Origin of the sequence: Croceicoccus sp. YJ47 (genome assembly GCF_016745095.1) — a bacterium.
Taxonomy (GTDB): Bacteria; Pseudomonadota; Alphaproteobacteria; order Sphingomonadales; family Sphingomonadaceae; genus Croceicoccus.
In genome coordinates this window covers 1,819,966-1,845,735 of the sequence record NZ_CP067087.1, presented here as the reverse complement: position 1 = coordinate 1,845,735, position 25,770 = coordinate 1,819,966, and the positions used below count along the sequence as shown (strand labels likewise).

Here is a 25,770-nt window from a genome sequence, read left to right as displayed (position 1 = left end):
CTGCCGCGCATCCTTCAGTCGCGCGCCCCGAACAGCGCCGTCCCGACCCGCACATGCGTCGCGCCCAGCGTCACGGCCGTCTCGAAATCCGCGCTCATCCCCATGGACAGCGCATCGAGCCCGTGATCCTGTGCCAGCTTGGCCAGCAGCGCAAAGAACGGCGCGGGTTCGATCCCCTGCGGCGGGAGACACATCAGCCCTGCGACCGGCACGCCTTCGTCCCGCGCCATGGCGAGAAGCGCCGGCAGATCGGCAATCGCGCAGCCGCCCTTCTGATCCTCGTCGCCGATGTTCACCTGCACGAAACAGGGCACCGTGCGCTCCGCCTTTGCCATCGCCTTGCCCAGTGCCTTCACGAGGCTTTCCCGGTCGAGCGAATGGATCATGTCGAAAACCGCGACGGCATCGTCCGCCTTCTTCGATTGCAACTGTCCGACGAGATGCAGTTCCACGCCGTCGTATTCGCGGCGCAGCACGTCCCATTTCTCCGCCGCTTCCTGCACCCGGTTTTCGCCGAACACCCGCTGACCCGCGTCGAGGAGCGGGCGGATCGCATCGACGGGATGCGTCTTGGACACGGCGATGAGCGTGACATCGCCCGGTTCGCGGCGGGACAGTTCGGCGGCGGCGGCGATGCGCGCCTTCGTTTCGGTGAGTGGTGTCGTCATGCCGCAATGCTATAGCGGATGGGTGACATGGCGAAACCCTTTGCAACGCGGGATACTGCCGCGCGTCTGGCTGCTGTCCGATGCGCGCAACGATGCGGCGTTGCCCGACAGCCTGCGCCGCCTGCCGCGCGGCAGCGGGTTCGTGTTCCGGCACTACCATCTCGCACCCGAAGAACGCCGGCGGCGGTTCGGCGTGTTGCAGAAGCTGGCACGCACGCGGGGGCATGTCGTGGCGCTGTCGGGCGATGCGGCGCTGGCGCGGGCGTGGGGGGCGGATGCGATTTACGGGCCGCCGTCGGCCCTGCATGCGGCGCAGGGCCTGCTTCGGCTCGCGACGGTGCATTCGCTGCACGAACTGGGCATGGCGCGGCGGGCGGGCGCGGACATGGTATTCGTGTCCCCCGTGTTCGCCACTCGCTCGCATCCGGGCGGCGCGACGCTCGGCCCGGCGCGGGCGATGTTGCTGGCGCGGCGGGCGGCGATGCCGGTCGCGTTCCTCGGCGGGATGACGGCGGCGCGGGCGGGCCGGCTCGTCCCGCATGGCTGGGCCGCGATCGACGGGCTGAGCGGACAGGCGGCGGGGCGAGTTTTGCACATTCGTCGCAAGGGGGCGCCGCTTTCTTGACGCGGAGTCCCGGCGCGGCGCATAATCGCGGCGATTTCGTTCGATCGTTCGTTCAATGGGGGGCCGCATGGCGACCACGGCACGGGGCGCGCCCGACTGGCGCGCGGCATGGCAGCGCAGCGTAAGCCGCACTCTGGAAATGGCAGGGGCCGCCGCGCTCTTCGCGCTCGCGCTGTTCCTGGCGCTCGCGCTGCTCAGCTATAGCCAGACCGACCCCTCGCCCAGCACGGCGGCGGGCACCGATGTCGCCAACTGGATGGGGCAGGCCGGTGCCTTTGCCGCGGAACGGCTGCTCGTGCTGTTCGGGCCGGTCGCGGCGCTGCTGCTGCCGCTGATCTACGTGTTTGCGCGGCGGCTGTGGCAATTGGCGGACCCGGAGGATGATGGCGCGCGCCCGCGCTGGTGGCGGCCGCTCGGCCTTTTGCTGCTGTCGATGGTGCTGCTGTAGGCCGTGATGGCGCTGGTGTTCGACAATCCGGTCGGCGGACTTCCTGCGGGGATGGGCGGGATCGCGGGGCTGGGCGGCGCGATGCTGATCACCGGGGTCGCGGGATTGGCCGGCGCGGTGTATGCGGGGTGGATCATTCTGGCGCTGGCGATTGCGGCGCTGGCGGCGGGGGTGGTCCTTGCCGGGCGGGTGTTCGCGATCGACTGGCGCGGGCTGATGACGTTGCCCGCGATGCTGCACCGCCTGCGCCCAGCGCGCGATCATGCGCCACATCAGGATACCGCGCCCGAACCGAAGGCCGAACGCCGCCGCGCCGCGCCCGCCGCCCCGTCGGGCGACGATGATTTCGCCGGTGACGAGGCCGACGCCGCGCCGCGCCCGCCCCGCCGCGCGCCCGAAATCTCCGACCCCACGGCGCCGCCCAAACCCGCCGAGATGCGCACCCGGCCAAGCCAGGGCGATTTCTTCAACAGCAATTTCGCCCTCCCCAGCCCCGAACTCCTCGCCGAGCCGCCGGAACATAGCGCGCCGAAGCTCGACAAGATGGCGTTGGAGCGCAACGCCCGCCTGCTCGAAAACGTGCTCGACGATTTCAAGGTGAAGGGCGAGATCACCGCCGTGCGCACCGGCCCCGTCGTCACCATGTACGAGCTCGAACCCGCCCCCGGCGTGAAGGCCGCGCGCGTCATCGGCCTCGCCGACGACATCGCCCGGAACATGAGCGCGATTTCCGCCCGCGTGTCGCCCATTCCGGGCAAGACCGTCATGGGGATCGAGCTTCCCAATGCGGACCGGCAGATGGTCGCGTTTCGTGAATTGATCACCAGCGCCGCCTTTGCCGATCATTCGGGCATGCTGCCGATCATCCTGGGCAAGGATATCGCGGGCGAACCCATCGTCGCCGACCTCGCCGCGATGCCGCACCTGCTGGTCGCGGGCACGACCGGTTCGGGCAAGTCGGTGGGGCTGAACTGCATCCTGCTCTCGCTGCTCTATCGGCTGACGCCCGCCGAATGCCGGCTCATCCTGATCGATCCGAAGGTGCTGGAGCTCAAAAGCTACGACGATATTCCGCATCTTTTGTCGCCCGTGGTGACCGAGCCTGCCAAATCGGTCCGCGCCCTGAAATGGGCGGTGGAGGAGATGGAGCGCCGCTACCGGATGATGAGCAGCATCGGCGCGCGTAACCTCACCGGCTTCAACGAACGGGTGAAGGCCGCCGCCGCCAAGGGCAAGCCGCTCGGCCGCAGGGTGCAGACCGGCTTCGACCCCGAAACGGGCGAGGAACTGTTCGAGGAAGAGCAGCTCGATTACGAGGTGCTGCCGCAGATCGTGCTGATCGTGGACGAGCTTGCCGATCTCATGATCACGGTGGGCAAGGAGATCGAGGTGCTGATCCAGCGCCTGTCCCAGAAATCGCGCGCGGCGGGCATCCACCTCATCATGGCGACGCAGCGTCCCTCGGTCGATGTCATCACCGGCGTGATCAAGGCGAACATGCCGACCCGCATCTCGTTTCACGTCACCAGCCGCATCGACAGCCGCACGATCCTCGGCGATCAGGGCGCGGAACAGCTGCTCGGCAAGGGCGACATGCTGTACAAGGCGAGTTCGAAACCGCTGACCCGCGTGCACGGCCCGTTCGTCTCGGACGAGGAGGTCGAGGCGGTCGCCGACCACTGGCGCGCGCAGGGGGCACCTGAATATGTCGATTCGGTCACCGAGGAGCCGGAGGACGGCGGCGGGTTCAGCTTCGACGATCTCGACGGGGCGGCGGACAATCCCGACGACCGCAAATACATGCAGGTGTGCCAGATGGTGTTCGAGGCACAGAAAGTCTCCGCCAGCTGGATTCAGCGGCAGATGGGCGTCGGCTACAACACCGCGTCCAAATGGGTCGAGCGGATGGAGAAGGACGGTCTGGTCGGGCCGGCGAACCATGTGGGACGCCGCGAAATCTACCGCGACAAGGACGGGCAGGTGCTTTAACCGCCCGCCCCGTCCGGGACCGGATAGGCGCGCATCCGCTTGATCCGCCGGATGGAAAAGCTCGACCGCATCGACGATACACCGGGCAGGCGGGACAGGCATTCGCGGTGGATCCGGTCGTATTGGGACAGATCGGCCGCCGCCACGCGCAGCTGGTAATCATGCGCCCCGCTCATCAGATGGCATTCGAGAATATCGTCGAAATCGCCCACGGCCGTCTCGAACCGGTCCATCGTCTCGCGGCTCTGGCTGACCAGCGTGATTTCGACGAACGCCTCGATCGCGAGGCCGAGCGCGCGCGGATTCACCCGCGCGATATAGCCCGCGATCAATCCCCGCGATTCCAGCGCACGGATCCGCCGGTGACACGCCGAGGCGGACAGGCCGAGCGTTTCGGCAAGCTGCGCGATGGGCCGCGATGAATCGCGTTGCAGCGCTTCGATCAGGGCAACATCGTGACGGTCCATGCATGATCTTCCCGCAATTTGGATCCAGGCCGGGAATTATTCCCACCCATGCCCGCATGGCAAGGCGAAATAGGCGAAACATTACGCCCCATGCCGCGTATCATGGCCGGACAGGACAATTCATCGACAGGATACCCGCATGCGCATCGGCACCCCCCGCGAAATCAAGAACCACGAATATCGCGTCGGCCTGACGCCCGAGAGCGTGCACGAACTCGTCGCCGCGGGCCACGAGCTTTGGGTCGAAAGCGGGGCGGGCAACGGCATCGGTGCGGATGACCGGCAATATGTCGATGCGGGCGCGAAAATCGTCGACGGCCCGGATCCGATCTTTGCCGATTGCGACATGGTGGTGAAGGTCAAGGAACCGCAGGCGGAAGAACGCGCTAAGCTGCACGGCGACCAGATTCTCTACACCTATCTCCACCTCGCGCCCGATGCGGCGCAGACCGCCGATCTGGTGAAGTCGGGCGTGACCGCCATCGCGTATGAAACGGTGACGGGACCGAACGGACAGCTCCCCCTGCTCAAACCCATGAGCCAGGTCGCCGGCCGCATGTCGATCCAGGCTGGCGCGACCGCGCTTGAAAAGCGGCACGGCGGGCGCGGGACGCTGCTCGGCGGGGTGCCGGGCGTGATGCCGGGGAAGGTCGCGGTGATCGGCGGCGGCGTCGTCGGCTTCAACGCGGCGCAGATGGCGGTCGGCCTCGGCGCGGATGTCACCATCCTCGACCGCAGCCCGGAACAGCTCGAACGGCTGGGCAATCATTTCGAAAGCCGGGCCAAGACCCGTTTTTCGAACAAGGCGAACCTGTTCGAATCGGTGTGCGAGGCGGATCTCGTCATCGGCGCCGTGCTGATCCCCGGTGCGGCGGCGCCCAAGCTTGTGACGCGCGACATGCTGTCGTCGATGAAGACGGGCGCAGTGCTCGTCGATGTCGCCATCGACCAGGGCGGCTGTTTCGAAACCAGCCATGCCACCACCCATGACGACCCGACCTATATCGTGGACGGCATCGTGCATTACTGCGTCGCGAACATGCCCGGCGCGGTCGCCCGAACGAGCACCTATGCGCTCAACAACGTGACATTGCCCCATGCGCTCGCCATCGCGCGGGACGGGTGGCAGGCCGCGGCAAGGGCCGACCCGCATCTCGCGCAGGGTATTAACGTCCATAATGGACATGTTACCTATCGCGCCGTGGCCGAAGAACTGGGATACGAATATTTGCCGGTTTCACAGGCTATCGGCTGATCCCCCGCTAACGGTCTTTTCGGGGAATGCGTTAACTCGAAGGCTGTAAATTTGTCCTATACGCCCGTCCGATGTCGATTCGGCTGATATTCATTCTCTTTTCGTTTCTCGCTGCGGTAACCGGCGGGATCGGCGTCGTGGGTCTCGCGCTGGCACATCCGCTTCCGGTGGATTCGGTGAAGGCTTCGTGTTTTGCATTCGGCCCGGCCGATGCCGGGGTGGCGAATCCGGGCGGGGTCGAATGGGTGTGCGAACCCGTCGGTCACGGGTCGGTCACCGGGCCGGTCCGGATATTGTTCGATTCGGGCGACCTCGCCGCCGCGGCGCATGCCACCCATTTCGTCAGCCACGTCGCCCGTTTCGACACGCTGTCGATGGCGGTGCGGCGCGGCGATACGACGAAGGAGGTTGCGCGCTACACGCTCGACGATATCGACATGTTCGTGAACGGGCCGAATTTCGCCCTGCCGCTCCCCGATCTGCGCGGTGCGGACGCCTTGATCGTGACGGTCACCAAACCGTGGAACCGGGCCATCGCATCCGACGCGATGCTGGAACAGGCGCAAAACGACGGCGCGATGTCGCTCGGCCGGGGCCGTGGGTCCATGCTGCTGATGGCGTTTCTGTGCGGACTGATGCTCGTGCCGCTGATCTACAATCTCGCGTTCTACCGCGTGCTGCGCAAGATGTTCATCATCTGGCACAGTGCGGCCGTCATCAGCATGCTGATCTACATCAAGCTCGCGAGCGGGCTCGGCAATTATTTCGTCACGCCCAATATCCATGTGCTGTTGTTCCTCTACCCGTTCAGCTTCCTGACCGCCGCGTTTCTCGGCACGCAATTCACGGTCCGCTTTCTAGAGCCCGGGATGCTTGGCCCCGGCATGCGCCGCGCGCTCGTCGTCACGGGGTGGACCACGTTTGCCGTGCTGGGCACGATCCTCCTGCCGCTGCCCCTGTTCCGCACCGTCTCGCTCAGCATGTTCAGCGCGGGGTTCCTCCCCCTCACCTTCGTGTACGTCGCCGCCATGATACAGGCGCGCCGCCGCGGATCGCGCGCGGTATGGTTTCAGATCATCGGCTGGACCCCGTTGCTGCTGCTCGGCCTCGAACGCATCGCCAAGGGCGTCGGCCTTTCTGAAAGCCAGCCATGGGTCGGACAGCTGTTTTTCCTTACCCTCGCGTTCGAGGTGCTGATGACGTCGCTGGGCGTGGTCGATCGTTTCGACATCCTGCGCCGCGATCACGACCAGGCCCGCTCCCGGCTCGAAATGCTGTCCGGCCTCGTCGACCGCGATGCGCTCACCGGGATCTTCAACCGCCGCGCGCTGGAGCAGAAGTTCGCCGAACTCCGGGCCGAGGGGTTTACCGGCCTCGCGGTGGTGGACCTCGATTTCTTCAAGCAGGTCAATGACCGCTTCGGCCATTCCGCCGGCGACCGCGTCCTGCAGGAAGTCGCCAAGGTGTTGAGCAGCGACGACGAGGCCCTTCCCTTTCGCATGGGGGGCGAGGAATTCGTCCTGCTCGTGCGGGGCAATGCCATGCAGGAACGCTGCGAACGCATCCGCAGCGCCATTCCCATCCGCGTCGCCAATCAGATGCCCGGCATCGACCTCGTCGTCACCGCGAGCATGGGACTGGTCGATACGCCGCCGGGCACGAGGACGAGCATGCGGCAGCTCTACGCCCATGCCGACCGGCTTTTGTACGAAGCGAAGAACAGCGGTCGCAACCGGATGATCAGCGAACGCATGCAATTCTTCTCGGCGCCCGGCCGCACGGCGGACCGCCGCAATCCGCAGACAAGTCGCGGGCGCCGCGCGGAGGACAACGGCCCGACCGGCGCCTAATCCGCCGTCAGCACCCGGTCCGCGAGCGTGGCCGGCACGCGCATGGGACGGCGCGTTTCGCGGTCCAGCATGGCCCAGGTCGAGCGCGCCGACACGATGGGCCGCGCCAGTCCGGGTGCGCCATCGTCGTCCGCCTCGCGCCGGAATGCGACCATGCGGTCGAACCGCGCACCGGCGGGGCGATCCGGCACCCAGGTTTCGGCGATGACGCTCTCCCCTTGTGCGATATTGCCGCGATAGTCGATCTCGTGCCGCGTCACGAGCCAGATCGCCGCCGCGTTCTCCTCCGCCGTGGCGATTTCGTGCCAGTGCGCGCCCGCGATGTCCTGCACCCATTGCAGCCACACGGCATTGTTCACATGGCCCATGATGTCGATATGTTCGGCCCTTGCGGTAAAGCGCATGGTAAAACGGCTCACAAATCCACCCCGACCAATGTCCATCCCAGCCCGTCCCGCGCAAAGATCAGCGCCGGCGCACCCTGCGTCGCCGCCCCGGTCACGCGAAATTCGTCGAGACCGCGGCGAAGAATACGCAGGTCGGGCGTTTCCGCCTCGCGACCATCGTCGCCGCGCTCGGGACGGATCACGACCGGCCCGGCGCGCCCTTCGCGCAGGAGCCGGGCAACACCCTCCGGCGTGACCAGCCGGTCCACCACCGGCCCCGCCGCAACGCCGGCGATCCGCGCGCCCAAGCGTTCGAGCGGCGAGCCCCCACGTGCGCCGATCTCCTCATCGAGCTCGCTTACGAGCGAGCCGCGCAGCGCAGCGAAATCGACCCGCTCCTCCAACGCGGCGGCATCGCCATCGCGCGCCGCCTGCTCCAGCCGGTGCAGTGCGTAGCGCGGTGAGGCATAGTACCAGCCGCCGAAAAGCAGCCCGGCAAACAGCAGCAAGGCAAGAAGTTTTCGCATCACGCCGCCTTCGTCATGCCCATCTGCCACAGGATAAAGGCAAATTCCTCCGCCACTTCGCGCAGCGAATCGAACCGGCCCGACTTGCCCCCGTGCCCGGCGCCCATGTTCACCTTGAGCAGCAATTCATGGTCGTCGGTCTTGCGATCGCGCAGGCGGGCGACCCATTTGGTCGGCTCCCAGTATGTCACGCGCGGATCGTTCAGCCCGGCGGTGACCAGCATCGGCGGGTAATCCTGTGCCGTGACATTGTCATAGGGGCTGTAGCTGCGAATGAGTTCGAAGGCGGCCTTGTCCTCGATCGGGTTGCCCCATTCGGGCCATTCGCCCGGCGTCAGCGGCAGGGATGCGTCCAGCATGGTGTTGAGCACGTCGACGAAGGGCACATGCGCCACCACCGCGCCCCAGATATCGGGATCGGTATTGACGATCGCGCCCATCAGTTCGCCGCCCGCAGACCCGCCCGAGGCGGTCACCCGGCCCTTGCGCGTATAGCCGAGGTCGATCAGCCCGTTCGCCGCATCGACGAAATCGGTGAACGCATTGGTCCGCCGCTCCAGCTTTCCATCGAGATACCAGCGCCGCCCGAGATCGTCGCCGCCGCGGATATGCGCGATGGCATAGATGAAACCGCGATCGACGAGGCTGAGCCGCGTGGTCGAAAAACCGGGCGGGATCGCGATGCCATAGGCGCCATAGCCATAGAGATGCAGCGGCGCCGAACCGTCCTTCGGCGTATCGGCCCGCATCACCAGCGACACCGGCACCTCGGTCCCGTCGCGCGCGGTGATCGTGACGCGTTCGGTGCGATATTGCGCAGGGTCGTAGCCCGACGGGATCTCTTGCACCTTCAACACCTCCAGCCGCCGGTCGGCGAGGTGATAATCATAGGCGGTGCCCGGCGTGACCATCGAATTATACGACAGGCGGAGCGTATCGACCGCATATTCGGGATTGTTGCCGAGGCTGGCGACGAAGCTGGCCTCGGGAAAGGCGATGGGCCGCACGTCCGCCGGATCGTCGTAGGAGCGGATCTCGATCTGGTCGAGCCCGTCGCGGCGCCCCTCGATCACATAGAAATCGCGGAACAGTTCGAAACCGGTCAGGTAGAAATCGTCCGACCCCTCGATGCGCGTGGTCCATGCGGCGGGATCGGACAGCGGCGCGGTGGCGAGGCGGAAATTTTCGTGGGTGTCGTTGGTGTGGATGAAAATCGTATCGCCGCGCATGTCGATATCATATTCGACGCCCTTCTCCCGCGCGCGGATCAGCACGGGTTCGGCCTCCGGATCGTCGGCGGGCACGATCCACGCCTCGCTCGTTTCATGATCGCTCGTCGCAATGATCAGCCATTCCTCCGTCGCGGAGAGGCCCGAACCGACGCGGAAACCTTCGTCATCCTCATGAAACAGCTCGGTATCCTCCGCCACCGGTAGGCCCAGCCAGTGGAGCCGCGCATTGTCCGTGCGCCAGTTTTCATTGGCCAGTGAATAGACGATGCCGCTGTCGCCCTTCACCCACACCAGCGAGCCGAGCGTGCCGGGAATGACGTCGGGCAGATCCTTACCCGTGGTCAGGTTCCGAAACCGCGCCTCATAGCGTTCCGACCCGTCGGTATCGGTCGCATAGGCGAGCATCGTGCCATCCGCGCTCACCGAAAAGGCGCCGAGGCTGAAATATTCGTGCCCTTCGGCCAGCGCCGCCTCGTCGAGGATCAGCTGCTTTCCCTCCTCGCCGTCGCGGCCGCCGGCGGCAGGCTTGCGCCACCATTGCTTGTATTCCGCGCCGTCGAGATACTCGATCCAGTAGTACCAGTCGCCATCCTTCTGCGGGACGGAGGCGTCGGCTTCCTTGATCCGGGCGCGCATCTCCTTGAACAGGGTTTCGACCAGCGCTTCGTGCGGTTTCATGCGCGTTTCGAACCAGCGGTTCTCTTCGTTGAGATGCGCGAGGATGTCCGCGTTCTCCACCTTGGGATAGCCGGCATCGCGCAGCCAGGCATATTCGTCGGTAATCGCGATGCCGTGATGGGTCGTGCGATCGTCCTGTTTCCGGGCGATGGGGGGCTGCGTCGCGGGGGTCGTGTCGGTCAAGAAAATGCCCTTCCAATGGCGGTATCCGGCCCGGTGCGGCGTTCATGCGCACAGGCCGCGTGCCGACTGCGCTTTAAAGCGCGGGTCGGCGTGTCTATGTTGGGCATCTATGGTCGCGCCCCTGCCCCTGCAAGCGCGCCCGCCGATTAAACCGCCGATTGAACTTTGGCCCGATGATCCGATTGCAAGGTAACGCCCATGTTGATGCACACCCACGAAGCCCGCCTCTCCGCCCTGCGCGAGGAATTGAAACGCCGCGATCTCGACGGCTTCGTCGTGCCGATCAGCGATGAGCACATGAGCGAATATGTCGGCGATTATGCCCAGCGGCTCGCCTGGCTCACCGGGTTCGGCGGAAGCGCGGGCAGCGCCATCGTGCTGCGCGACAAGGCCGCGATGTTCGTCGACGGGCGCTATACGCTCCAGGTGCGCGAACAGGTCGATGGCAAGTTCTGGGACTATGAAAACGTGCCGGCGACCAGCCACGGGCAATGGCTGGCGAAGAATGTCGCGAAGGGTGCGCGCATCGGGTTCGATCCGTGGCTGCATGCGCGCGGCTGGGTTGCCGACACGCAAAAGGCGCTCGAGGCGGTCGGCGCCGAGCTCGTCCCGCTCGACAGCAATCCGATCGACGCGGTGTGGCAGGACCGGCCCGAACCGTCCCCGGCCAAGGCACAGCCCTACGCCAACGACCTCGCCGGCGAGACCAGCGCGAACAAGCGCGAGGCGGTTGCCCGCTGGCTCAAGGAGAATCGCTGCGATGCCGCGGTGATCGGCGCGCTCGATTCCATTGCATGGCTGCTCAACATTCGCGGCGCGGACGTCAGCCACACGCCGGTCGCGCTGTCCTATGTCATCGTCGCCGCCGACGGGACCGCGCAATGGTTCGTCGCGCCCGAAAAGGTCGATGGCGACCTGCGCGAACATCTCGGCAATCAGGTCACGCTGCGCGGCCGGGACGAGATCGAGGCCGGGCTCAACGAGCTTGGCGGCAAGCGTGTCGCGGTCGATCCCGACAGCGGCGTGGCGGCCATCTACGACGTGCTGGAGATTGCCGGCGCCACGCCCGTCACGCTCACCGATCCGATCATGCTTCCCAAGGCGATCAAGAACGCCGCCGAGGTCAAGGGCCACCGCGAGGCGCAGGCCCGCGATACGCGGGCGGTGTCCCGCTTCCTCAAATGGCTCGACGAAGAAGCGCCCAAGGGCGACATCGACGAGCTTGCCGCGGTGGAAAGGCTCTATAACGAACGCGCGCAGAGCGGCGACCTGCGCGATACAAGCTTCGACACCATATCGGGCGCCGGGCCGAACGGCGCCAGCCCGCATTACCGCGTGAATGCGGAGAGCAACCGCAAGCTGGAGCCCAACAGCGTCTATCTCGTCGACAGCGGCGGGCAATATCCGGGCGGCACCACCGACATCACCCGCACGATATGGGTCGGGCCGGACGCCCCGCATGACGAGGTACGCGACCGTTTCACCCGCGTGCTGAAGGGGCATATCGCCATCGACACCGCGCTCTTTCCGCAAGGCACCACCGGAGGCCAGCTCGACGGGTTCGCGCGGCAATATCTGTGGCAGGCGGGCGTCGATTACGCGCATGGCACGGGCCACGGCGTCGGCAGCTATCTCGGCGTGCACGAAGGGCCGCAGCGCATCGCAAAGCCCGGCGGCGGGCAGGCCGGCACGGCGCAGGAGATCCACGCGGGCATGATTCTCTCGAACGAGCCGGGCTATTACAAGGCCGGCGAATACGGCATCCGGATCGAGAACCTGATCCTGACCGTGAAAAAGGATGTGCCCGGCGCCGAACTCGATGTGCTGGGGTTCGAGACGCTGACCTTCGTGCCGATCGACCGGCGACTCATCGATGTCGCCATGCTGACCGAGGCGGAACGGCAATGGGTGGACGATTACCATGCCCGCACGCTGGAGATCGCGAAATCGGTGATGGACGACGAGGGCGATCTGGCCTGGGTCGCGGCGCAATGCGCGCCTCTGGAGGGGTGACGGGACGCCAGCCCTTGCGCGCCGATGAACACGGGCCGGTCCCTGATACCCGTTGCGACAATTATTCCCGATTGTGGCATAATCCTGCGACAGGCGGGCCGCTATAAGGGTTTCACGAAGTCGCGGACGGCGCATCATTCGGGTTTTCCCCTGATGTCCCCTCCCCCAAGGCCCGATGCGCTGGCCGCGGCTTCACCCTTTTTGCAAGTGGATGGATCGACCATGAAAAAGACCGTTCTTGCCGCGGGAATCGCCGTCATCGGCCTTGGCACCGTGGCCGTCGCCGCCCCCGATATCGCCCGCGCCGCGCCGCAGGACCGCGACCGTCCCGCGATGGAACCCATGACGCTCGCCACGGCGGAGGCCCGCGCTCTCGCCCTGTTCGACCGGATGGACCGCAATGGCGATGGCACGATTGACGCCGCCGACCGGCAGGCCCGCCAGGACGCCATGTTCGACCGGCTCGACGCCGACAAGGACGGGCAGATCAGCCGCACCGAATTCGCCGCACGCGGCCAGCGCGAAGAGCGCGGACCGATGGCGCATCGCGGCGCCGGCAGGGGTATGGGCATGGTGAAAATGGCCGATGCCAATGGCGACGACGCCATCACCCGCGCCGAAATGCGCGCCGCAGCGAAAAGCCATTTCACCCGCATGGACACGAATGGCGACGGCACCGTCACCGCAGCGGAGCGAAAGGCCGCCCGCGACGCGATGCGCGCCATGCACCGGCAGCGGAGCGGCGATGCAGGCTGACGCCCATCATCCCGCATACCGATCAGGGCGCGGCGGCTGATGGCCGACGCGCCCGAAACCGTGCCCGACCGGATCCTCGTCGTCGATGACGAGGAGGCGTTGCGCACGCCGCTTTGCCAATATCTGACCAAGCAGGGTTTCGCCGTGCGGCAGGCCGAAAGCGCCGCCGCCGCGCGCACCATGCTGAAATCCGAGGCGGCCGATCTCGTCCTGCTCGACATCATGATGCCGGGGGAGGACGGGCTGTCGCTCACCCGCCATCTCGTCGAGACGCAGCGCGTGCCGGTCATCCTCCTCACCGCGCGGGGGGAGGCGACCGATCGTATCGTGGGCCTCGAAATCGGGGCCGACGATTACGTGGTGAAACCGTTCGAGCCGCGCGAGCTCGTCGCGCGCATCCGGTCGGTTCTGCGCCGGGCGAGCCGGGCGGAGACACCGACCGGGACCGAGGCGGATTACTGTTTCGAGGGGTGGCGGCTCGATCCGCTGAAGCGGCGGCTGCTCGATCCCGAAGGGGCGGTGGTGGCCATATCCTCGGCCGAATTCCGCCTGCTCAAGGCGTTTTGCGACCGCCCGCGACAGGTGATCGACCGCGATCGCCTGCTCGACATGGTGCAGGGGCGCGAGGCGCATCTGTTCGACCGCGCCGTCGACAATGCGATCAGCCGCCTGCGCCGCAAGATCGAAATCGACCGCTCCGATCCGCAGCTCATCCTGACCGTGCGGGGCGGCGGCTACATGCTGGCCGCCGACGTGACGCGCGCGGCGTCTGGCTGAACGCTTGCGCCGCCGGCTGTCCATCCTGTCGCGCCGGATATTGCCGCGCAGCCTGCAGGGGCAGATGCTGCTCGCGGTCGCGCTCGCGCTGCTTTTGGGTCAGGCGATCAGTGCGGTCATCATCTACCGCGCGGAGGTTGCGCGGGCCGACAATTCGATCGCCCACACGCTGGCCTTCCGCCTGATCGGGGCGCAGGCGTTCGACGCGCGCGTCGGGCGCCGGGATGCGATGCACGGCATGCGGGGCAGAGGCGCGCGCCGCTCCATGGGGCTCGTTTCGGCCAATGTTTCGCCGCGCACGTCGCAGGACCGCATGCGCGGCAATCTGCAGGAGCGCCTCGCGCAGGTGCTGAGCGAGCAGGGCATTGCCTTTACCGCGCTCGATGTCTTCGAACGTCCGCTCGCCGACGACCCCCCGGCGCAGAATTTCCTTCGCCGCCGGTTCGGCGCCTCCCCCCCGCCCGACCGGTCGCAGGTGGTCGTCGCCGCGATGCGCCCCGCAGGTGCCAGCCACTGGATCGTGGCGCGCGATCTTCCGCCTGCGCGCACCGGGCGTTTCGTGCGCCTGCTGCTGCTACAGACGGTGTTGACCTATATCGTGCTCGTCGGCGCGATCGCGTTGCTGCTGCGCCGGATTACCGGACCGTTGAAAGCGTTGACCGGCAGGGTCGAGGATTTTTCGCGCGACCCCGCCATGTCGGCCGACGCGCGGGTGCAGCCCGCCGGCCCGACCGACACGCGCCGGCTGATCATCGCGCATAACCGGATGGAGCAGCGGATCGGCGCGCTTCTCGATGAAAAGAACGTGATGCTGGGCGCGATCGGCCATGATCTGAAGACGCCGCTCGCCGCGCTGCGCGTCCGCATCGAATCGGTGGAGGACGAGGACGAGCGCGCCCGCATGGCCGCCACGATCGAGGATATCGTCCGCACGCTCGACGACATCCTGTCGCTCGCGCGGGTGGGGCGGCCGTCCGACCCGCTCGAAACGACGGAACTGTCCGCCCTCGTCGTATCGGTCGTCGAAGAGTTCGAGGACATGGGCGACCCGGTCGAGCTGGGCGAGACGCAGCGGATCGTGCTCCCGCTACGCGCGACATGGCTGCGCCGGGCGCTGCGCAATCTGATCGGGAATGCGGTGCGCTATGCCGGCGGCGCCGACGTGTCGGTGGAACGGCGCGGCAATCGCGCCATCGTGCGCGTCATGGACCGGGGACCGGGCATTCCCGACGGCCAGATTTCCGCGATGATGGAGCCGTTCGCGCGGGGCGATCCGTCGCGCAATCGCGGCACCGGCGGCGCGGGCCTCGGCCTGACGCTGGCTCGCGCGATCGCGGAGCAGCACGGGGGCACGCTCATCCTCGCCAATCGCGATGCGGATGATGGCGGGGCGACGGGTTTGTGCGCGGAATTGTCGCTGCCGGTGTAGGCCGCGAGCGCTTCGCCCTTGCCGCCCGCAGCGACAGCCGCCATGCAGGGGCGGCATGAGCGAAGCTTTCATCCTTCTCGACGATGCGCGTCCGCTGGCGGAAAATCCCGCTCCGGCGCGGCTCTATCGCGAGCCGCGGGCGACGTTCGTCGCGCGGCGCGGGGACGAGGTCGCACCGGCGCTTGCCGCCGCGCGCGAGGCGCTTGCCGCCGGGCACCATGTCGCAGGCCAGATCGCCTACGATGCCGGGCTCGCGCTCGAACCGCGGCTGGCGCCACTTGCCCGCGCAGGTGATGCACCGCTCGTTTGGCTCGCCGCGTTCGATGGCTGCGAAACGATTTCGGCGGGCGACGTGCCGCAATGGCTGGCGGCGCGGATTGCGGAAAACGGATTGCCGCCGACGCATCTCTCGCCGCTTCGCCCTACGTGCAAATTCGACGAATACGCCCGCCGTTTCGCCGCGCTGCGCGACGCGATCGAGGCCGGCGATATCTATCAGGCGAATCTGACCTTTGCGCTGGCGGGGCGCTGGCGCGGCGATCCGCTCGCCATCTATGCCGCGATCCGGGGGCGCGCGGCGGCGGGCCACGGCGGCATCGTGTTCGATGGCACCGACTGGACGCTGTCCTTCTCGCCCGAGCTGTTCTTTGCGGTCATGGACGGCACCGTCACGATGAAACCGATGAAGGGCACCCGCCCGCGCGGGGCCACGCCGGAGGAGGACAGCGCGCTCGCCGATGCGCTTTTTCACAGCGCGAAGGACCGGGCCGAAAACCTGATGATCACCGACCTGATGCGCAACGACATCAGCCGCGTCGCCGTGCCGGGCAGCGTGCGGGTCGCGGCGCCCTTCGCCATCGAAACATACCCGACCGTGCATCAGATGGTGACGACGATCACCGCGGATCTGGCGCCGGGACGCGATGCCGGCGCCGTGCTGCGCGCACTCATGCCCTGCGGCTCGATCACCGGCGCGCCGAAGATCCGGGCGATGGAGCTGATCCACCGGGAGGAGGACGCGGCGCGGGGCGTGTATTGCGGGGCCGTCGGGCGGTTCGACCCGGATGGCGATGCGGCGTTCAACGTGGCGATCCGCACCTTGCGCCTCGATGCGGGGGGCGATGCGATATTGGGCGTGGGCTCGGCGATTACCGCGGGGTCCGACGCGCGGGCCGAATGGGACGAATGCCTGGTGAAGGGACGGTTCGCGTCGCCGGATCTCGCGCCCTTCCACCTCATCGAGACGATGCATTTCGATCCGCTGATCGGTGTGCCGATGGTCGAACGCCACCTCGAACGGTTGAAGCAGAGCGCGCATGCGCTCGGCTTTGCCTGCGACCGCCATGCCATTCGCAACGATATTCAGGCGTTCTGCTTTACCCACCGCGAACCGGCGCGTTTGCGCGTGATGCTGGCGCAGGACGGATCCTGGACACTGGAGGGGGGTGCCATGCCCGACCCGCTGACGCAGCCGGTGCCCTGCATGCCCCACGACTTGCCGGTGGAGGCAGATGACTGGCGCCTGTCGCACAAGACCAGCCTGCGCGATTTCTACGATGCGGCGCGGTTCGCGGCGGCGGGTCTCGGCGCGGAGGAGGCGGTTCTGGTCCGGCAGGACGGCCGCGTGACCGAGGGCAGCTTCACCAATATCTTTGTCGAACGCGATGGTGCATGGCTGACCCCGCCTGCATCGCTCGGGCTGTTGCCCGGCGTCATGCGGCAGAAATTGCTCGACGAAGGGGTGGCACGGGAGGCGGAATTGACGCTCGACGATCTGAAGGACGGTTTTCACATTGGCAACGCTCTTCGCGGCATGATGCGGGCACGGTTGATATGACGCAGGAGCAGGGTTCGGCGGACCGGATCTCCGCCGCACTGGCGCGTATCGCCCCGTCGCAGACCACCGCGATGACCGACCGCGCGACCGCATTGCGGGCCGAGGGGCGCGACATCGTGTCGCTCTCTGTCGGGGAGCCCGATTTCGCCACCCCGGCCCATGTGGTGGAGGCGGTGAAGGATGCGCTCGACCAAGGCGCCACGAAATATACGCCGGTCGGCGGCACCGCGGCGATGAAACGGGCCGCCGCGCTGCATTTCACGCGCGATCTCGGCATTGCCGCCACACCCGCCGACGTCACGGTCAGCGCGGGCGGAAAACAGGCGATCTTCCACGCGCTGCTCGCCACGATCGATCCGGGTGACGAGGTGCTCATTCCCGCGCCATGGTGGGTGAGCTATCCCGAAATCGCGCGGTTCGCGGGCGCGCAGGTGGTGCCATTGCCGACCACGGCCGCGGACGGTTTTCGCATTTCGGCAGAGCAGCTTGCCAAGGCGATCACGCCGGCGACACGCTGGCTCCTGCTCAACAGCCCCGGCAATCCGACGGGTGCGGTGTACACGGCGGACGATCTTCGCGCGCTGGCCGACGTGCTGGACCGGCACGCGCGTATCATGGTGATGAGCGACGATATTTACGCGCCGCTGCGCTATGGCGATACGCCGCATGCGACGCTCGCGGCGCTGCGTCCCGATCTGGCGGACCGCATCCTCACCGTGTCGGGCGTGTCGAAAAGCCATGCGATGACCGGCTTTCGCATCGGCGTCGCGACCGGGCCGGGATGGCTGATCCGGGCGATGGAACGGCTCCAGTCGCACAGCAGCGGCAATCCCTGCTCGATCAGCCAGGCCGGTGCGGTCGCCGCATTCGAAGGGCCGCAGGATTTCCTGTCCGACTGGCGCGCGATTTTCCGGGCGCGGCGCGACCGGGTGGTGGAGGCGATCCATGCGATCCCCGGCCTGTCGACCCCGGTGCCGGATGGGGCGTTTTACTGCTTCGTCGATGCCGCGCCGCTCATCGGCGAGGGTTGCGCCGATGACAATGCGCTCGCGCTGCACCTGCTCGAACACGGGGTTGCGGTGGTCGCGGCCTCGGCATTTGGCGGGGCGCATTGCGGGATACAGGGATTCCGGGTCAGCTTCGCCGCCGACGATGACAGCCTGACAGAGGCGCTCACCCGCATGGAAAGGGCCGTGGCCGCATTATGACCGACATTCCCATCCTGTTCGAGGATGCCGAGGCGCTGATCATCGACAAGCCGGCGGGGCTGCCGGTGGACCGGCCGCGCAATGGCGCGCCCTCGCTCGCGGACCGGCTCGGCGCGCTGACGCTGGGCTTCGCGCGGGAACCGGTGCCGGTGCACAGGCTCGACACCGATACGTCGGGCTGCCTGCTGCTCGCCCGCAATCCCAAGGCGTTGAAACGGCTGTCCCGCGCGTTTGAGGAACGGCTCGTGGAGAAGACCTATCTCGGCATCGTGAGCACCGAACTGGCCGAGGCGGAGGGCGAGATCGCGCTCTCGCTAAGCAAGGTCAGCAGCGAGAAAGACGGATGGCGAATGATCGCGGCGAAGAAGGGGAAGCCCGCGCTGACCCGGTGGCGCCGGATCGCGGTGCGCGGCGGGCTGAGCCTGGTCGAGTTCCGGCCCGAGACCGGCCGCACCCATCAGATCCGCATCCATGCACAACACGGCCTGGGCGCGGCATTGCTCGGCGATCCGGTCTATGGACGGCCGGACGCCCGCGCGCGCCGCACGATGCTGCATGCCGCCGCGCTGTGCGTGCCGCGCGATAACAAGCCCGCCCTCGCCGCGCGCGCGCCTTTTCCGCGCGCCTTCGCGGACCTTGGCTTCGACGATCCGGGACCGGCCCCCCGTGTCGAGGCGCGGCGAGAGGCCGAGTGACCGGCGGATCGATCATCGACCGCGCCCACGCTTTGGCCGAGGAACGCTTCGTCACGGCGTCGGGGCCGGGCGGGCAGAACGTGAACAAGGTCGCGACCGCGGTGCAGTTGCGGGTCAACATCTATGCGCTCGGCCTGCCGCCGCCGATCTTTCACCGGCTGAAGCAATTGGCGGGGAGCCGTCTGACGCAGTCGGGTGACCTGCTCATCGATGCGCGCCGTCACCGCACGCAGGACGCCAACCGCAGCGATGCGCGCCAGAGGCTGACCGATTTGCTGGAAGAGGCGCGCCGGCAGCCCAAGACCCGCGCCAAAACCCGCGTGAACCGCATCGGCAAGGTGCAGCGATTGAAGAAGAAGAAGGAACGCGGCGCGGTCAAGGAGAAACGCGGGCGCGTCACCGGCTGGGACTAGTCCGGCGCGTCGGAGCCGGTTTCATCGGCCGGAGCGGGGTCGGCGCGCGCGGCATCCTGCGTTTCATCGGCGGGCAGCATCGCCGCCGCATCGGCGAGGAACGCAGCCTCGTCCTGCGGCGGGGCGGGATCGGGGGCGGTGTCCTGCCCGCCGCACGATGCCAGCATCGCGGCGATCGTCACGGCGGGCAGGATGCGTCGCATGGCGCGGACCTTACTGTGCGTCCTGCGCATCCTCGTTCATCGCGGCGGTCAGGTCGTCGGCGGCCATGGCGGCATCGTCGGCGACGGCTTCGGCGGCGGGGGTTTCGACCGTTTCGGGCGTTTCGCGCGGTTCGGGGCCGGCCATGTCGCCGGCCATTGCGGGATCGACGGCGGGATCCGCGTCCATGCCGGGCTGCATCATCACCTCATCGGCGGGCATCTCGACATTGTCGGCCTCTGCCGGTGCGTCGGCATCGTCGGTCGATCCGCAGGCGGACAGGGCGAGGCTTGCTACGCCGGCGAAAAGAACAAGTTTCTTCATGGGTTCGATCCTTCACGGATAGGGGGTTGTGACGCAATTCCCCTAATGCGCGCGCCGTGTCTCCGCAATCGTTGCAAACATATAAAGCTTCCTTTATATGATGCCGCCATGACCATCGGCGATCTTCTTCGCGCACTCGACGATCCGACGCGGCTGCGGCTGCTGCGGCTATTGTCGCGCATGGAGCTTGCGGTGGGCGAACTGGCCGAGGTGCTGGATCAGAGCCAGCCGCGCATTTCGCGCCATGTCCGCATATTGACCGAGGCCGGCCTTGCCGAAAAGCGCAAGGAGGGAAGCTGGGTCTTCTTGCGCAGCCGCCTGCACGATCCGCTCGATGCGGCGCGCGGCGAATCGGCGGCGATGCGCGCGGCGGCGGACCGGCTGCTCGCCGCGGCGGAGCGTGAGGATAGCGCGTTCGCCGCCGAATGCGCGGCCGACCGCCAACGCCTCGACACGATCCGCACTGCGCGCGAGGCCAGCGCCGCCCGCTATTTCGAGCGTCATGCAGAGGAATGGGATTCGCTGCGCAGCCTGCACATTGCGGAGCGGGAAGTGGAGGCGGAGCTCGCCCGCCTGCTGCGCGTCGGCGCGAGGGACGATGCCGCATCCGGCGACGGGGCGAGCCTGGGCGAATTGCTCGACGTCGGCACGGGCACCGGGCGCATGGCCGAATTGTTCGCGCCCGCCGCCGCCCATGTCGCTGGCATCGACAAGAGCCCGGAGATGCTACGCCTCGCCCGGACGCGGCTGCAAAATCTTCCCCCGGCGCGGCTCACCCTGCTGCAAGGGGATTTTCGCGCGCTGCCTTTCGCCGATGCCCGGTTCGACACCGTGTTGTTCCATCTCGTCCTGCATTATGCGCAGGCGCCGGAGGATGTCCTGACCGAGGCGGCGCGCGTCACCCGGCCCGGCGGGCGCATCGCGATCGTCGATTTCGCCGCCCACCGGCACGAGGAATTGCGCGAAAGCCATGCCCATGCCCGGCTCGGCTTTACGGATACGCAGATGCACCAGCTCTTGACGCATGCGGGCTATACCCCTGCGGCCGACAGTACCCTTCCGGGCAAGGAGCTCACCGTCCGCATCTGGACGGGGCTTCGCGATGATATGCCCCTGATGACCCCGACCTCCGATTTTTCAGCGAAGGCCATGTCCCGATGACCGATCCCGTTTCCGCCTCCCCTGCCGATTGCATCACCGCCGATGGCGTGCCCCTGTTCGCCAGCCTGCCGGGCGATATTGGCGTGTCGTTCGAATTCTTCCCCCCGAAGAGCGAGAAGATGGAGGCGCAGCTGTGGGACGCGGTGGAAAAGCTGGCCCCGCTGGCGCCCGAATTCGTGTCGGTCACCTATGGCGCGGGCGGATCGACGCGCGAACGCACCCATGCGACGGTCGAACGCATCATCCGCGAGGCACGCATCCCCGCCGCCGCGCATCTGACCTGCGTGGAGGCGAGCAAGGACGACATTCGCCGCGTCGCCGAACAATATTGGGAGGCGGGCGTGCGCCACATCGTCGCGCTGCGCGGCGATCCGACCACGCCGGGCGGACGGTTCGAACCGCATCCCGACGGCTATGCCGGGGCGGCTGATCTTGTCGCCGGATTGAAGGCCATCGCCCCGTTCGAGATTTCGGTCGCCGCCTATCCCGAAACCCATCCCGAGGCGCAGAGCGCGCAAAGCGATCTCGACAATCTCAAACGAAAGCTCGACGCGGGCGCCGACCGGGCGATCACGCAATTCTTCTTCCGGCCCGAATGCTTCCTCGATTTCCGGGACAGGCTCGCGGCGGACGGCGTCGATGCGCCGCTGGTCCCCGGCATCCTGCCCGTCTCCAATGTCGCGCAGACGCGCAAGTTCGCGGCGCAGTGCGGGGCGCAGATCCCCGCATGGATGGATGGATTGTTCGAAGGGCTGGACGAACGGCCCGGCGCGCGCAAGCTGGTCGCCGCGACGCTGGCGGCGGAATTCTGCCGCCGACTTTACGCAGGCGGCGTGCGGGATTTCCATTTCTACACCTTGAACCGTGCGGACCTGTCCTACGCCATCTGCCACCTGCTGGGCCGCCGCCCGGTCGCTGCCGAGCAGACGGAGCAGGCCGCATGAGCATCACCCCATCCGCCGCCCGCCAAAGCTTCGAAGCCGAGGCGAAAAAGCGCATTCTCATCACCGACGGCGCCTTCGGCACGCAGATTCAGAACCGCAAGCTGGTCGAGACGGATTACATGGGCGATCTTGCCCTTGCGAAGGATGCGAAGGGCAATAACGACATCCTCGCCCTCACCCGTCCCGACGTGCCCGAATCCATCCACCGCGCCTATTTCGAGGCGGGCGCCGACATCGCCTGCACCAATACGTTCAGCGCGAACACCATCAGCCAGGCCGATTACGCGGCGGAACACCTCGTCGACGACATCAACCGGCAAAGCGCGATGCTGGCCCGCCGGGTCGCGGACGAATTCGCCGCCGCCGACGGGCGTCCCCGTTTCGTCGCCGGCGCGATCGGCCCGACGAACAAGACATTGTCCCTGTCGCCCGACGTCAACGACCCCGGTTTTCGGGAGATCGATTTCGACTATCTCACCGCTGTCTACGCGCAGCAGGTCGAGGCATTGATCGACGGGGGCGCGGATTTCATCCTGATCGAGACGATCTTCGACACGTTGAACGCCAAGGCGGGGATCATGGCGGTGCGCGAGGTGGAGCGGAAACTTAGCCGCGAAATCCCGATCATGCTGTCGATGACGCTGACCGATCTTTCGGGGCGCAATCTTTCGGGCCATACGGTGGAGGCGTTCTGGTACGCGGTGCGCCATGCCCGGCCGCTGACCGTCGGGCTGAATTGCAGCTTTGGCGCGACGCAGCTTCGCCCGCATGTCAAAACGCTCTCGCAAATCGCCGACACGCTCATCATGGTGTACCCCAATGCGGGCCTGCCGAACGAGCTTGGCGAATATGACGAGATGCCCGACACCACCGCCGCGCTCGTCCGCGAATGGGCGGATGGCGGGCAGGTCAACGTGCTGGGCGGGTGTTGCGGGTCCAGTCCGGAGCATATCGCCGCCATGGCGAAGGCGGTTGCCGGCCTGACGCCGCGCACACGCCCCACGCCGGAAACGAAAATGCGGCTTGCGGGCCTCGAACCCTTTGTGATGGCCGGTTGAGCCACGAGCGGAAAACACATGTCTCAGAACAATAGCGCGCGTTTCGTCAACATTGGCGAGCGCACAAATGTCACGGGTTCGGCCCGGTTCAAGAAGCTGGTCATGGCGGGCGATTACCCCGCCGCGGTCGAGGTCGCGCGCAGCCAGGTCGAAAACGGCGCGCAGGTAATCGACGTCAACATGGACGAAGGCCTGCTCGACGCGGTGGAGGCGATGACCACCTTCCTCAAACTGATCGCGGCGGAACCCGACATCGCCCGCGTGCCGATCATGGTGGACAGTTCCAAGTTCGAGGTGATCGAGGCCGGGCTGAAATGCGTTTCCGGCAAGCCCATCGTCAATTCGATCTCGATGAAGGAAGGCGAGGAGGCATTCCTCACCCATGCGCGCATCTGCATGGATTATGGCGCGGCGGTCGTCGTCATGGCGTTCGACGAGAAAGGCCAGGCCGATACGAAGGCACGCAAGGTCGAGATCTGCAAGCGCGCCTATGCCCTGCTCACCGGGATCGGTTTCCCGGCGGAGGACATCATTTTCGATCCCAACGTGTTCGCCGTGGCGACAGGGATCGAGGAGCATGACAATTACGGCGTCGATTTCATCGAGGCGACGCGCGAAATCGTCGCCGCCTGCCCGCATGTGCACATCAGCGGCGGATTGTCGAACCTCTCCTTCAGCTTTCGCGGGAACGAGACGGTGCGCCGGGCGATGCACTCGGTCTTCCTCTATCACGCGATCCCCGCCGGCATGGACATGGCGATCGTCAATGCGGGCCAGCTCGACGTCTACGATCAGATCGACCCCGTCCTGCGCGAGGCGTGCGAGGATGTGATCCTGAACCGCCCGGCCCGGGGCGACGAAACCCCGACCGAACGGCTCATCGCGCTGGCCGAAAGCTACAAGGGCAAATCGCCCGAGGCGGAGAAACAGGCGGCGGAATGGCGCGGCTGGCCGGTGGCGAAGCGGCTCGAACATGCGCTGGTCAAGGGGATCGACGCGCATATCGTCGACGATACGGAGGAAATGCGTAGCTCCACCGCCGAGGTAGGCGGCCGCCCGATCGAGGTGATCGAGGGGCCGTTGATGGACGGCATGAACGTGGTCGGCGATCTGTTCGGCAGCGGCAAGATGTTCTTGCCCCAGGTGGTCAAATCGGCCCGCGTGATGAAGAAGGCGGTCGCCCATCTCATCCCCTTCATCGAGGCGGAGAAGGAAGAAGGCGCCAAGGCGAAGGGCCGCATCATCATGGCGACGGTGAAGGGCGACGTGCACGATATCGGCAAGAATATCGTCGGCGTGGTCCTGCAATGCAACGGCTACGAAGTGATCGACATGGGCGTCATGGTGCCCTGGCCCGACATCATCGCCAGGGCGCAGGAAACGGGCGCGGACATGATCGGGCTGTCGGGCCTCATCACCCCCTCGCTGGACGAGATGGTGACCGTGGCGGAGGAGATGCAGCGCGCCGAAATGACCATGCCGCTGCTGATCGGCGGGGCGACGACGAGCAAGGTGCATACCGCCCTGCGCATCGACAATGCCTATGACGGGCCGGTGATCCACGTGCTCGACGCCAGCCGCGCGGTCGGCGTCGCATCGCAGCTTCTGTCCGATACGCAGCGCGATCCCTTCGTCAAAAAGACCGCGGACGATTACGAGGCGGTGCGCGTGACCCGCGCCAACAAGGGGCAGAGCGCGCTGCTCCCCATTGCCGAGGCGCGCGCCAACGGATTTTCCGCCGACATGGCGCAAAAGCCGCCCGCGCCGGCAAGGCCCGGCCTCCACGTCTTCGACAATTGGGACCTGTCCGACCTGATCGAGACGTTCGACTGGACCCCGTTCTTCCGCGCATGGGAGCTGGCCGGCAATTTCCCCGCCATTCTGGAAGACGAGATCGTCGGCGACAGCGCCAGCGCGCTGTATGACGATGCGCAGGCCATGCTGCGCCGCATTGTCGAGGAAGGCTGGCTCACCGCGCGGGGGGTGTGCAGCATCTGGCCCTGCCGCCGCGATGGCGACGACGTGCTGCTCGACGATGGCACGCGTCTCCCGTTCCTGCGCCAACAGGTGAAGAAGTCGCAAGGGCGCGACGGCAAGGGCCGGGCGAATTTCTGCCTCGCCGATTTCATTGCCGAGGATGGCGACTTCATCGGCGGTTTCGCGGTCGGCATCCACGGGATCGACGAACATTCCGCCCGGTTCAAGGCGGCGCATGACGATTATTCGGACATTCTTCTGAAAGCGCTGGCCGACCGGTTTGCCGAGGCGTTTGCCGAACGGCTGCATCAGCATGTCCGCACGACGCTCTGGGGCTATGCGACGGGTGAGCAGCTCACGAACGAGGCGCTGATCAAGGAGCAATATCGCGGCATTCGTCCCGCGCCCGGCTATCCCGCCTGTCCGGATCACAGCCTGAAGCCGATTCTGTTCGACCTTCTGAATGCGCAGGAAAACGCCGGTATCACCCTGACCGAGAGCCAGGCGATGTTGCCGACATCGGCCGTGTCGGGGTTCTACTTCGCCCATCCCGAGAGCCAGTATTTCGGCGTCGCCCGCGTCGGCCCGGATCAGCTTGAAGACTATGCGCGGCGGCGCGGCGTCGATATGGAGACCGCGACACGCTGGCTGCGTCCCAATCTGGACTGA

The 25,770-nt window shown here is 66.7% G+C and carries 22 protein-coding genes and 1 pseudogene; 16 read left to right on the top strand and 7 right to left on the bottom strand.

The features are described from left to right. Window positions 1-14 precede the first annotated feature (14 nt). The gene (locus JD971_RS09025; protein ID WP_202082772.1) at window positions 15-668 is read right to left on the bottom strand and encodes a YggS family pyridoxal phosphate-dependent enzyme; all 654 of its coding nucleotides are present in this window, start codon (window positions 666-668) and stop codon (window positions 15-17) included. A 40-nt stretch (window positions 669-708) separates the two neighbouring features. Here JD971_RS09025 and JD971_RS09020 point away from each other — a divergent pair, with 40 nt between their 5' ends. Then, window positions 709-1,293, top strand: coding sequence for a thiamine phosphate synthase (locus tag JD971_RS09020; RefSeq protein WP_371809519.1), 585 nt, complete (start codon window positions 709-711; stop codon window positions 1,291-1,293). Window positions 1,294-1,360: 67 nt separating this feature from the next. Continuing rightward, a pseudogene (locus tag JD971_RS09015) lies at window positions 1,361-3,730 on the top strand (DNA translocase FtsK 4TM domain-containing protein). On the opposite strand, the gene JD971_RS09010 reads toward JD971_RS09015, so the two are convergent. Then, window positions 3,727-4,197, bottom strand: coding sequence for an Lrp/AsnC family transcriptional regulator (locus tag JD971_RS09010; protein WP_202082768.1), 471 nt, complete (start codon window positions 4,195-4,197; stop codon window positions 3,727-3,729). The pseudogene JD971_RS09015 and the gene JD971_RS09010 overlap by 4 nt on opposite strands. 139 nt (window positions 4,198-4,336) lie before the next feature. On the opposite strand from JD971_RS09010, the gene ald reads away from it, so the two are divergent. Further along, window positions 4,337-5,452, top strand: a complete 1,116-nt coding sequence (ald, locus tag JD971_RS09005) for an alanine dehydrogenase (protein WP_202082766.1) — start codon at window positions 4,337-4,339, stop codon at window positions 5,450-5,452. 71 nt (window positions 5,453-5,523) lie between these two features. Further along, complete coding sequence (locus tag JD971_RS09000; RefSeq protein ID WP_202082764.1) at window positions 5,524-7,302, top strand: diguanylate cyclase; 1,779 nt, start codon at window positions 5,524-5,526, stop codon at window positions 7,300-7,302. Here the strand turns inward: JD971_RS09000 and JD971_RS08995 are convergent. The 3 genes from JD971_RS08995 to JD971_RS08985 are packed head-to-tail and all read right to left on the bottom strand — an operon-like array spanning window position 7,299 to window position 10,308. Beyond that, the gene (locus tag JD971_RS08995) at window positions 7,299-7,721 is read right to left on the bottom strand and encodes a thioesterase family protein (RefSeq protein ID WP_236672015.1); all 423 of its coding nucleotides are present in this window, start codon (window positions 7,719-7,721) and stop codon (window positions 7,299-7,301) included. The two genes, JD971_RS09000 and JD971_RS08995, sit on opposite strands and share 4 nt — an antisense overlap. Beyond that, window positions 7,718-8,215, bottom strand: a complete 498-nt coding sequence (locus JD971_RS08990) for a DUF2939 domain-containing protein (RefSeq protein ID WP_202082760.1) — start codon at window positions 8,213-8,215, stop codon at window positions 7,718-7,720. Before JD971_RS08990 ends, JD971_RS08995 begins: the two co-directional genes overlap by 4 nt. Beyond that, window positions 8,215-10,308, bottom strand: coding sequence for a S9 family peptidase (locus tag JD971_RS08985; protein ID WP_202082758.1), 2,094 nt, complete (start codon window positions 10,306-10,308; stop codon window positions 8,215-8,217). Before JD971_RS08985 ends, JD971_RS08990 begins: the two co-directional genes overlap by 1 nt. Before the next feature lie 198 nt (window positions 10,309-10,506). Here JD971_RS08985 and JD971_RS08980 point away from each other — a divergent pair, with 198 nt between their 5' ends. From JD971_RS08980 to arfB, 8 genes are all read left to right on the top strand, one after another. Further along, window positions 10,507-12,321 carry an aminopeptidase P family protein gene (locus JD971_RS08980; RefSeq protein WP_202082756.1) on the top strand — a complete coding sequence of 605 codons (1,815 nt, stop codon included), beginning with the start codon at window positions 10,507-10,509 and terminating at the stop codon, window positions 12,319-12,321. 222 nt (window positions 12,322-12,543) lie between these two features. Further along, on the top strand, window positions 12,544-13,077 hold the full coding sequence (locus JD971_RS08975) for an EF-hand domain-containing protein (protein WP_202082754.1): 534 nt from the start codon (window positions 12,544-12,546) through the stop codon (window positions 13,075-13,077). Window positions 13,078-13,116: 39 nt separating this feature from the next. Then, window positions 13,117-13,854, top strand: coding sequence for a response regulator (locus tag JD971_RS08970; protein WP_202082752.1), 738 nt, complete (start codon window positions 13,117-13,119; stop codon window positions 13,852-13,854). 4 nt (window positions 13,855-13,858) lie between these two features. Then, the gene (locus JD971_RS08965; protein WP_236672014.1) at window positions 13,859-15,283 is read left to right on the top strand and encodes an ATP-binding protein; all 1,425 of its coding nucleotides are present in this window, start codon (window positions 13,859-13,861) and stop codon (window positions 15,281-15,283) included. Between the two features lie 55 nt (window positions 15,284-15,338). Then, a complete protein-coding gene (gene pabB / locus JD971_RS08960) occupies window positions 15,339-17,120 on the top strand; it encodes an aminodeoxychorismate synthase component I (RefSeq protein ID WP_202082750.1) in 1,782 nt (593 codons plus the stop codon). Next, entirely contained in the window at window positions 17,117-18,328 is a 1,212-nt protein-coding gene (locus JD971_RS08955; protein WP_236672013.1) for a pyridoxal phosphate-dependent aminotransferase, read from the top strand. The genes pabB and JD971_RS08955 overlap by 4 nt, the downstream gene beginning before the upstream one ends. Continuing rightward, entirely contained in the window at window positions 18,325-19,023 is a 699-nt protein-coding gene (locus tag JD971_RS08950) for an RluA family pseudouridine synthase (protein ID WP_202082748.1), read from the top strand. The genes JD971_RS08955 and JD971_RS08950 overlap by 4 nt, the downstream gene beginning before the upstream one ends. After that, complete coding sequence (gene arfB, locus JD971_RS08945) at window positions 19,020-19,436, top strand: alternative ribosome rescue aminoacyl-tRNA hydrolase ArfB (protein ID WP_202082746.1); 417 nt, start codon at window positions 19,020-19,022, stop codon at window positions 19,434-19,436. The genes JD971_RS08950 and arfB overlap by 4 nt, the downstream gene beginning before the upstream one ends. Here arfB and JD971_RS08940 read toward each other — a convergent pair. Together JD971_RS08940 and JD971_RS08935 are read right to left on the bottom strand one after the other, a co-directional pair. After that, the gene (locus JD971_RS08940) at window positions 19,433-19,639 is read right to left on the bottom strand and encodes a hypothetical protein (protein ID WP_202082744.1); all 207 of its coding nucleotides are present in this window, start codon (window positions 19,637-19,639) and stop codon (window positions 19,433-19,435) included. The two genes, arfB and JD971_RS08940, sit on opposite strands and share 4 nt — an antisense overlap. A gap of 10 nt (window positions 19,640-19,649) precedes the next feature. Then, the gene (locus tag JD971_RS08935) at window positions 19,650-19,961 is read right to left on the bottom strand and encodes a hypothetical protein (RefSeq protein WP_202082742.1); all 312 of its coding nucleotides are present in this window, start codon (window positions 19,959-19,961) and stop codon (window positions 19,650-19,652) included. A gap of 108 nt (window positions 19,962-20,069) precedes the next feature. On the opposite strand from JD971_RS08935, the gene JD971_RS08930 reads away from it, so the two are divergent. The 4 genes from JD971_RS08930 to metH are packed head-to-tail and all read left to right on the top strand — an operon-like array spanning window position 20,070 to window position 25,770. Continuing rightward, window positions 20,070-21,122, top strand: a complete 1,053-nt coding sequence (locus JD971_RS08930; RefSeq protein ID WP_202082740.1) for a metalloregulator ArsR/SmtB family transcription factor — start codon at window positions 20,070-20,072, stop codon at window positions 21,120-21,122. Then, a complete protein-coding gene (metF, locus tag JD971_RS08925) occupies window positions 21,119-22,066 on the top strand; it encodes a methylenetetrahydrofolate reductase [NAD(P)H] (RefSeq protein WP_202082738.1) in 948 nt (315 codons plus the stop codon). Before JD971_RS08930 ends, metF begins: the two co-directional genes overlap by 4 nt. Continuing rightward, complete coding sequence (locus tag JD971_RS08920) at window positions 22,063-23,124, top strand: homocysteine S-methyltransferase family protein (protein WP_202082736.1); 1,062 nt, start codon at window positions 22,063-22,065, stop codon at window positions 23,122-23,124. The genes metF and JD971_RS08920 overlap by 4 nt, the downstream gene beginning before the upstream one ends. An 18-nt stretch (window positions 23,125-23,142) precedes the next feature. Further along, on the top strand, window positions 23,143-25,770 hold the full coding sequence (gene metH / locus JD971_RS08915; RefSeq protein WP_202082733.1) for a methionine synthase: 2,628 nt from the start codon (window positions 23,143-23,145) through the stop codon (window positions 25,768-25,770).

Coding starts and splice junctions, on each gene's coding strand:
- pabB (WP_202082750.1), top strand. CDS start 15,339: ATGAGCGAAGCTTTCATCCTTCTCGACGATGCGCGTCCGCTGGCGGAA.
- JD971_RS08970 (WP_202082752.1), top strand. CDS start 13,117: ATGGCCGACGCGCCCGAAACCGTGCCCGACCGGATCCTCGTCGTCGAT.
- metH (WP_202082733.1), top strand. CDS start 23,143: ATGTCTCAGAACAATAGCGCGCGTTTCGTCAACATTGGCGAGCGCACA.
- JD971_RS08980 (WP_202082756.1), top strand. CDS start 10,507: ATGTTGATGCACACCCACGAAGCCCGCCTCTCCGCCCTGCGCGAGGAA.
- JD971_RS08930 (WP_202082740.1), top strand. CDS start 20,070: ATGACCATCGGCGATCTTCTTCGCGCACTCGACGATCCGACGCGGCTG.
- JD971_RS08955 (WP_236672013.1), top strand. CDS start 17,117: ATGACGCAGGAGCAGGGTTCGGCGGACCGGATCTCCGCCGCACTGGCG.
- JD971_RS09010 (WP_202082768.1), bottom strand. CDS start 4,197: ATGGACCGTCACGATGTTGCCCTGATCGAAGCGCTGCAACGCGATTCA.
- ald (WP_202082766.1), top strand. CDS start 4,337: ATGCGCATCGGCACCCCCCGCGAAATCAAGAACCACGAATATCGCGTC.
- JD971_RS08935 (WP_202082742.1), bottom strand. CDS start 19,961: ATGAAGAAACTTGTTCTTTTCGCCGGCGTAGCAAGCCTCGCCCTGTCC.
- JD971_RS08950 (WP_202082748.1), top strand. CDS start 18,325: ATGACCGACATTCCCATCCTGTTCGAGGATGCCGAGGCGCTGATCATC.
- JD971_RS09000 (WP_202082764.1), top strand. CDS start 5,524: ATGTCGATTCGGCTGATATTCATTCTCTTTTCGTTTCTCGCTGCGGTA.
- JD971_RS08940 (WP_202082744.1), bottom strand. CDS start 19,639: ATGCGACGCATCCTGCCCGCCGTGACGATCGCCGCGATGCTGGCATCG.
- JD971_RS08920 (WP_202082736.1), top strand. CDS start 22,063: ATGAGCATCACCCCATCCGCCGCCCGCCAAAGCTTCGAAGCCGAGGCG.
- JD971_RS08975 (WP_202082754.1), top strand. CDS start 12,544: ATGAAAAAGACCGTTCTTGCCGCGGGAATCGCCGTCATCGGCCTTGGC.
- JD971_RS08990 (WP_202082760.1), bottom strand. CDS start 8,215: ATGCGAAAACTTCTTGCCTTGCTGCTGTTTGCCGGGCTGCTTTTCGGC.
- metF (WP_202082738.1), top strand. CDS start 21,119: ATGACCGATCCCGTTTCCGCCTCCCCTGCCGATTGCATCACCGCCGAT.
- JD971_RS09025 (WP_202082772.1), bottom strand. CDS start 668: ATGACGACACCACTCACCGAAACGAAGGCGCGCATCGCCGCCGCCGCC.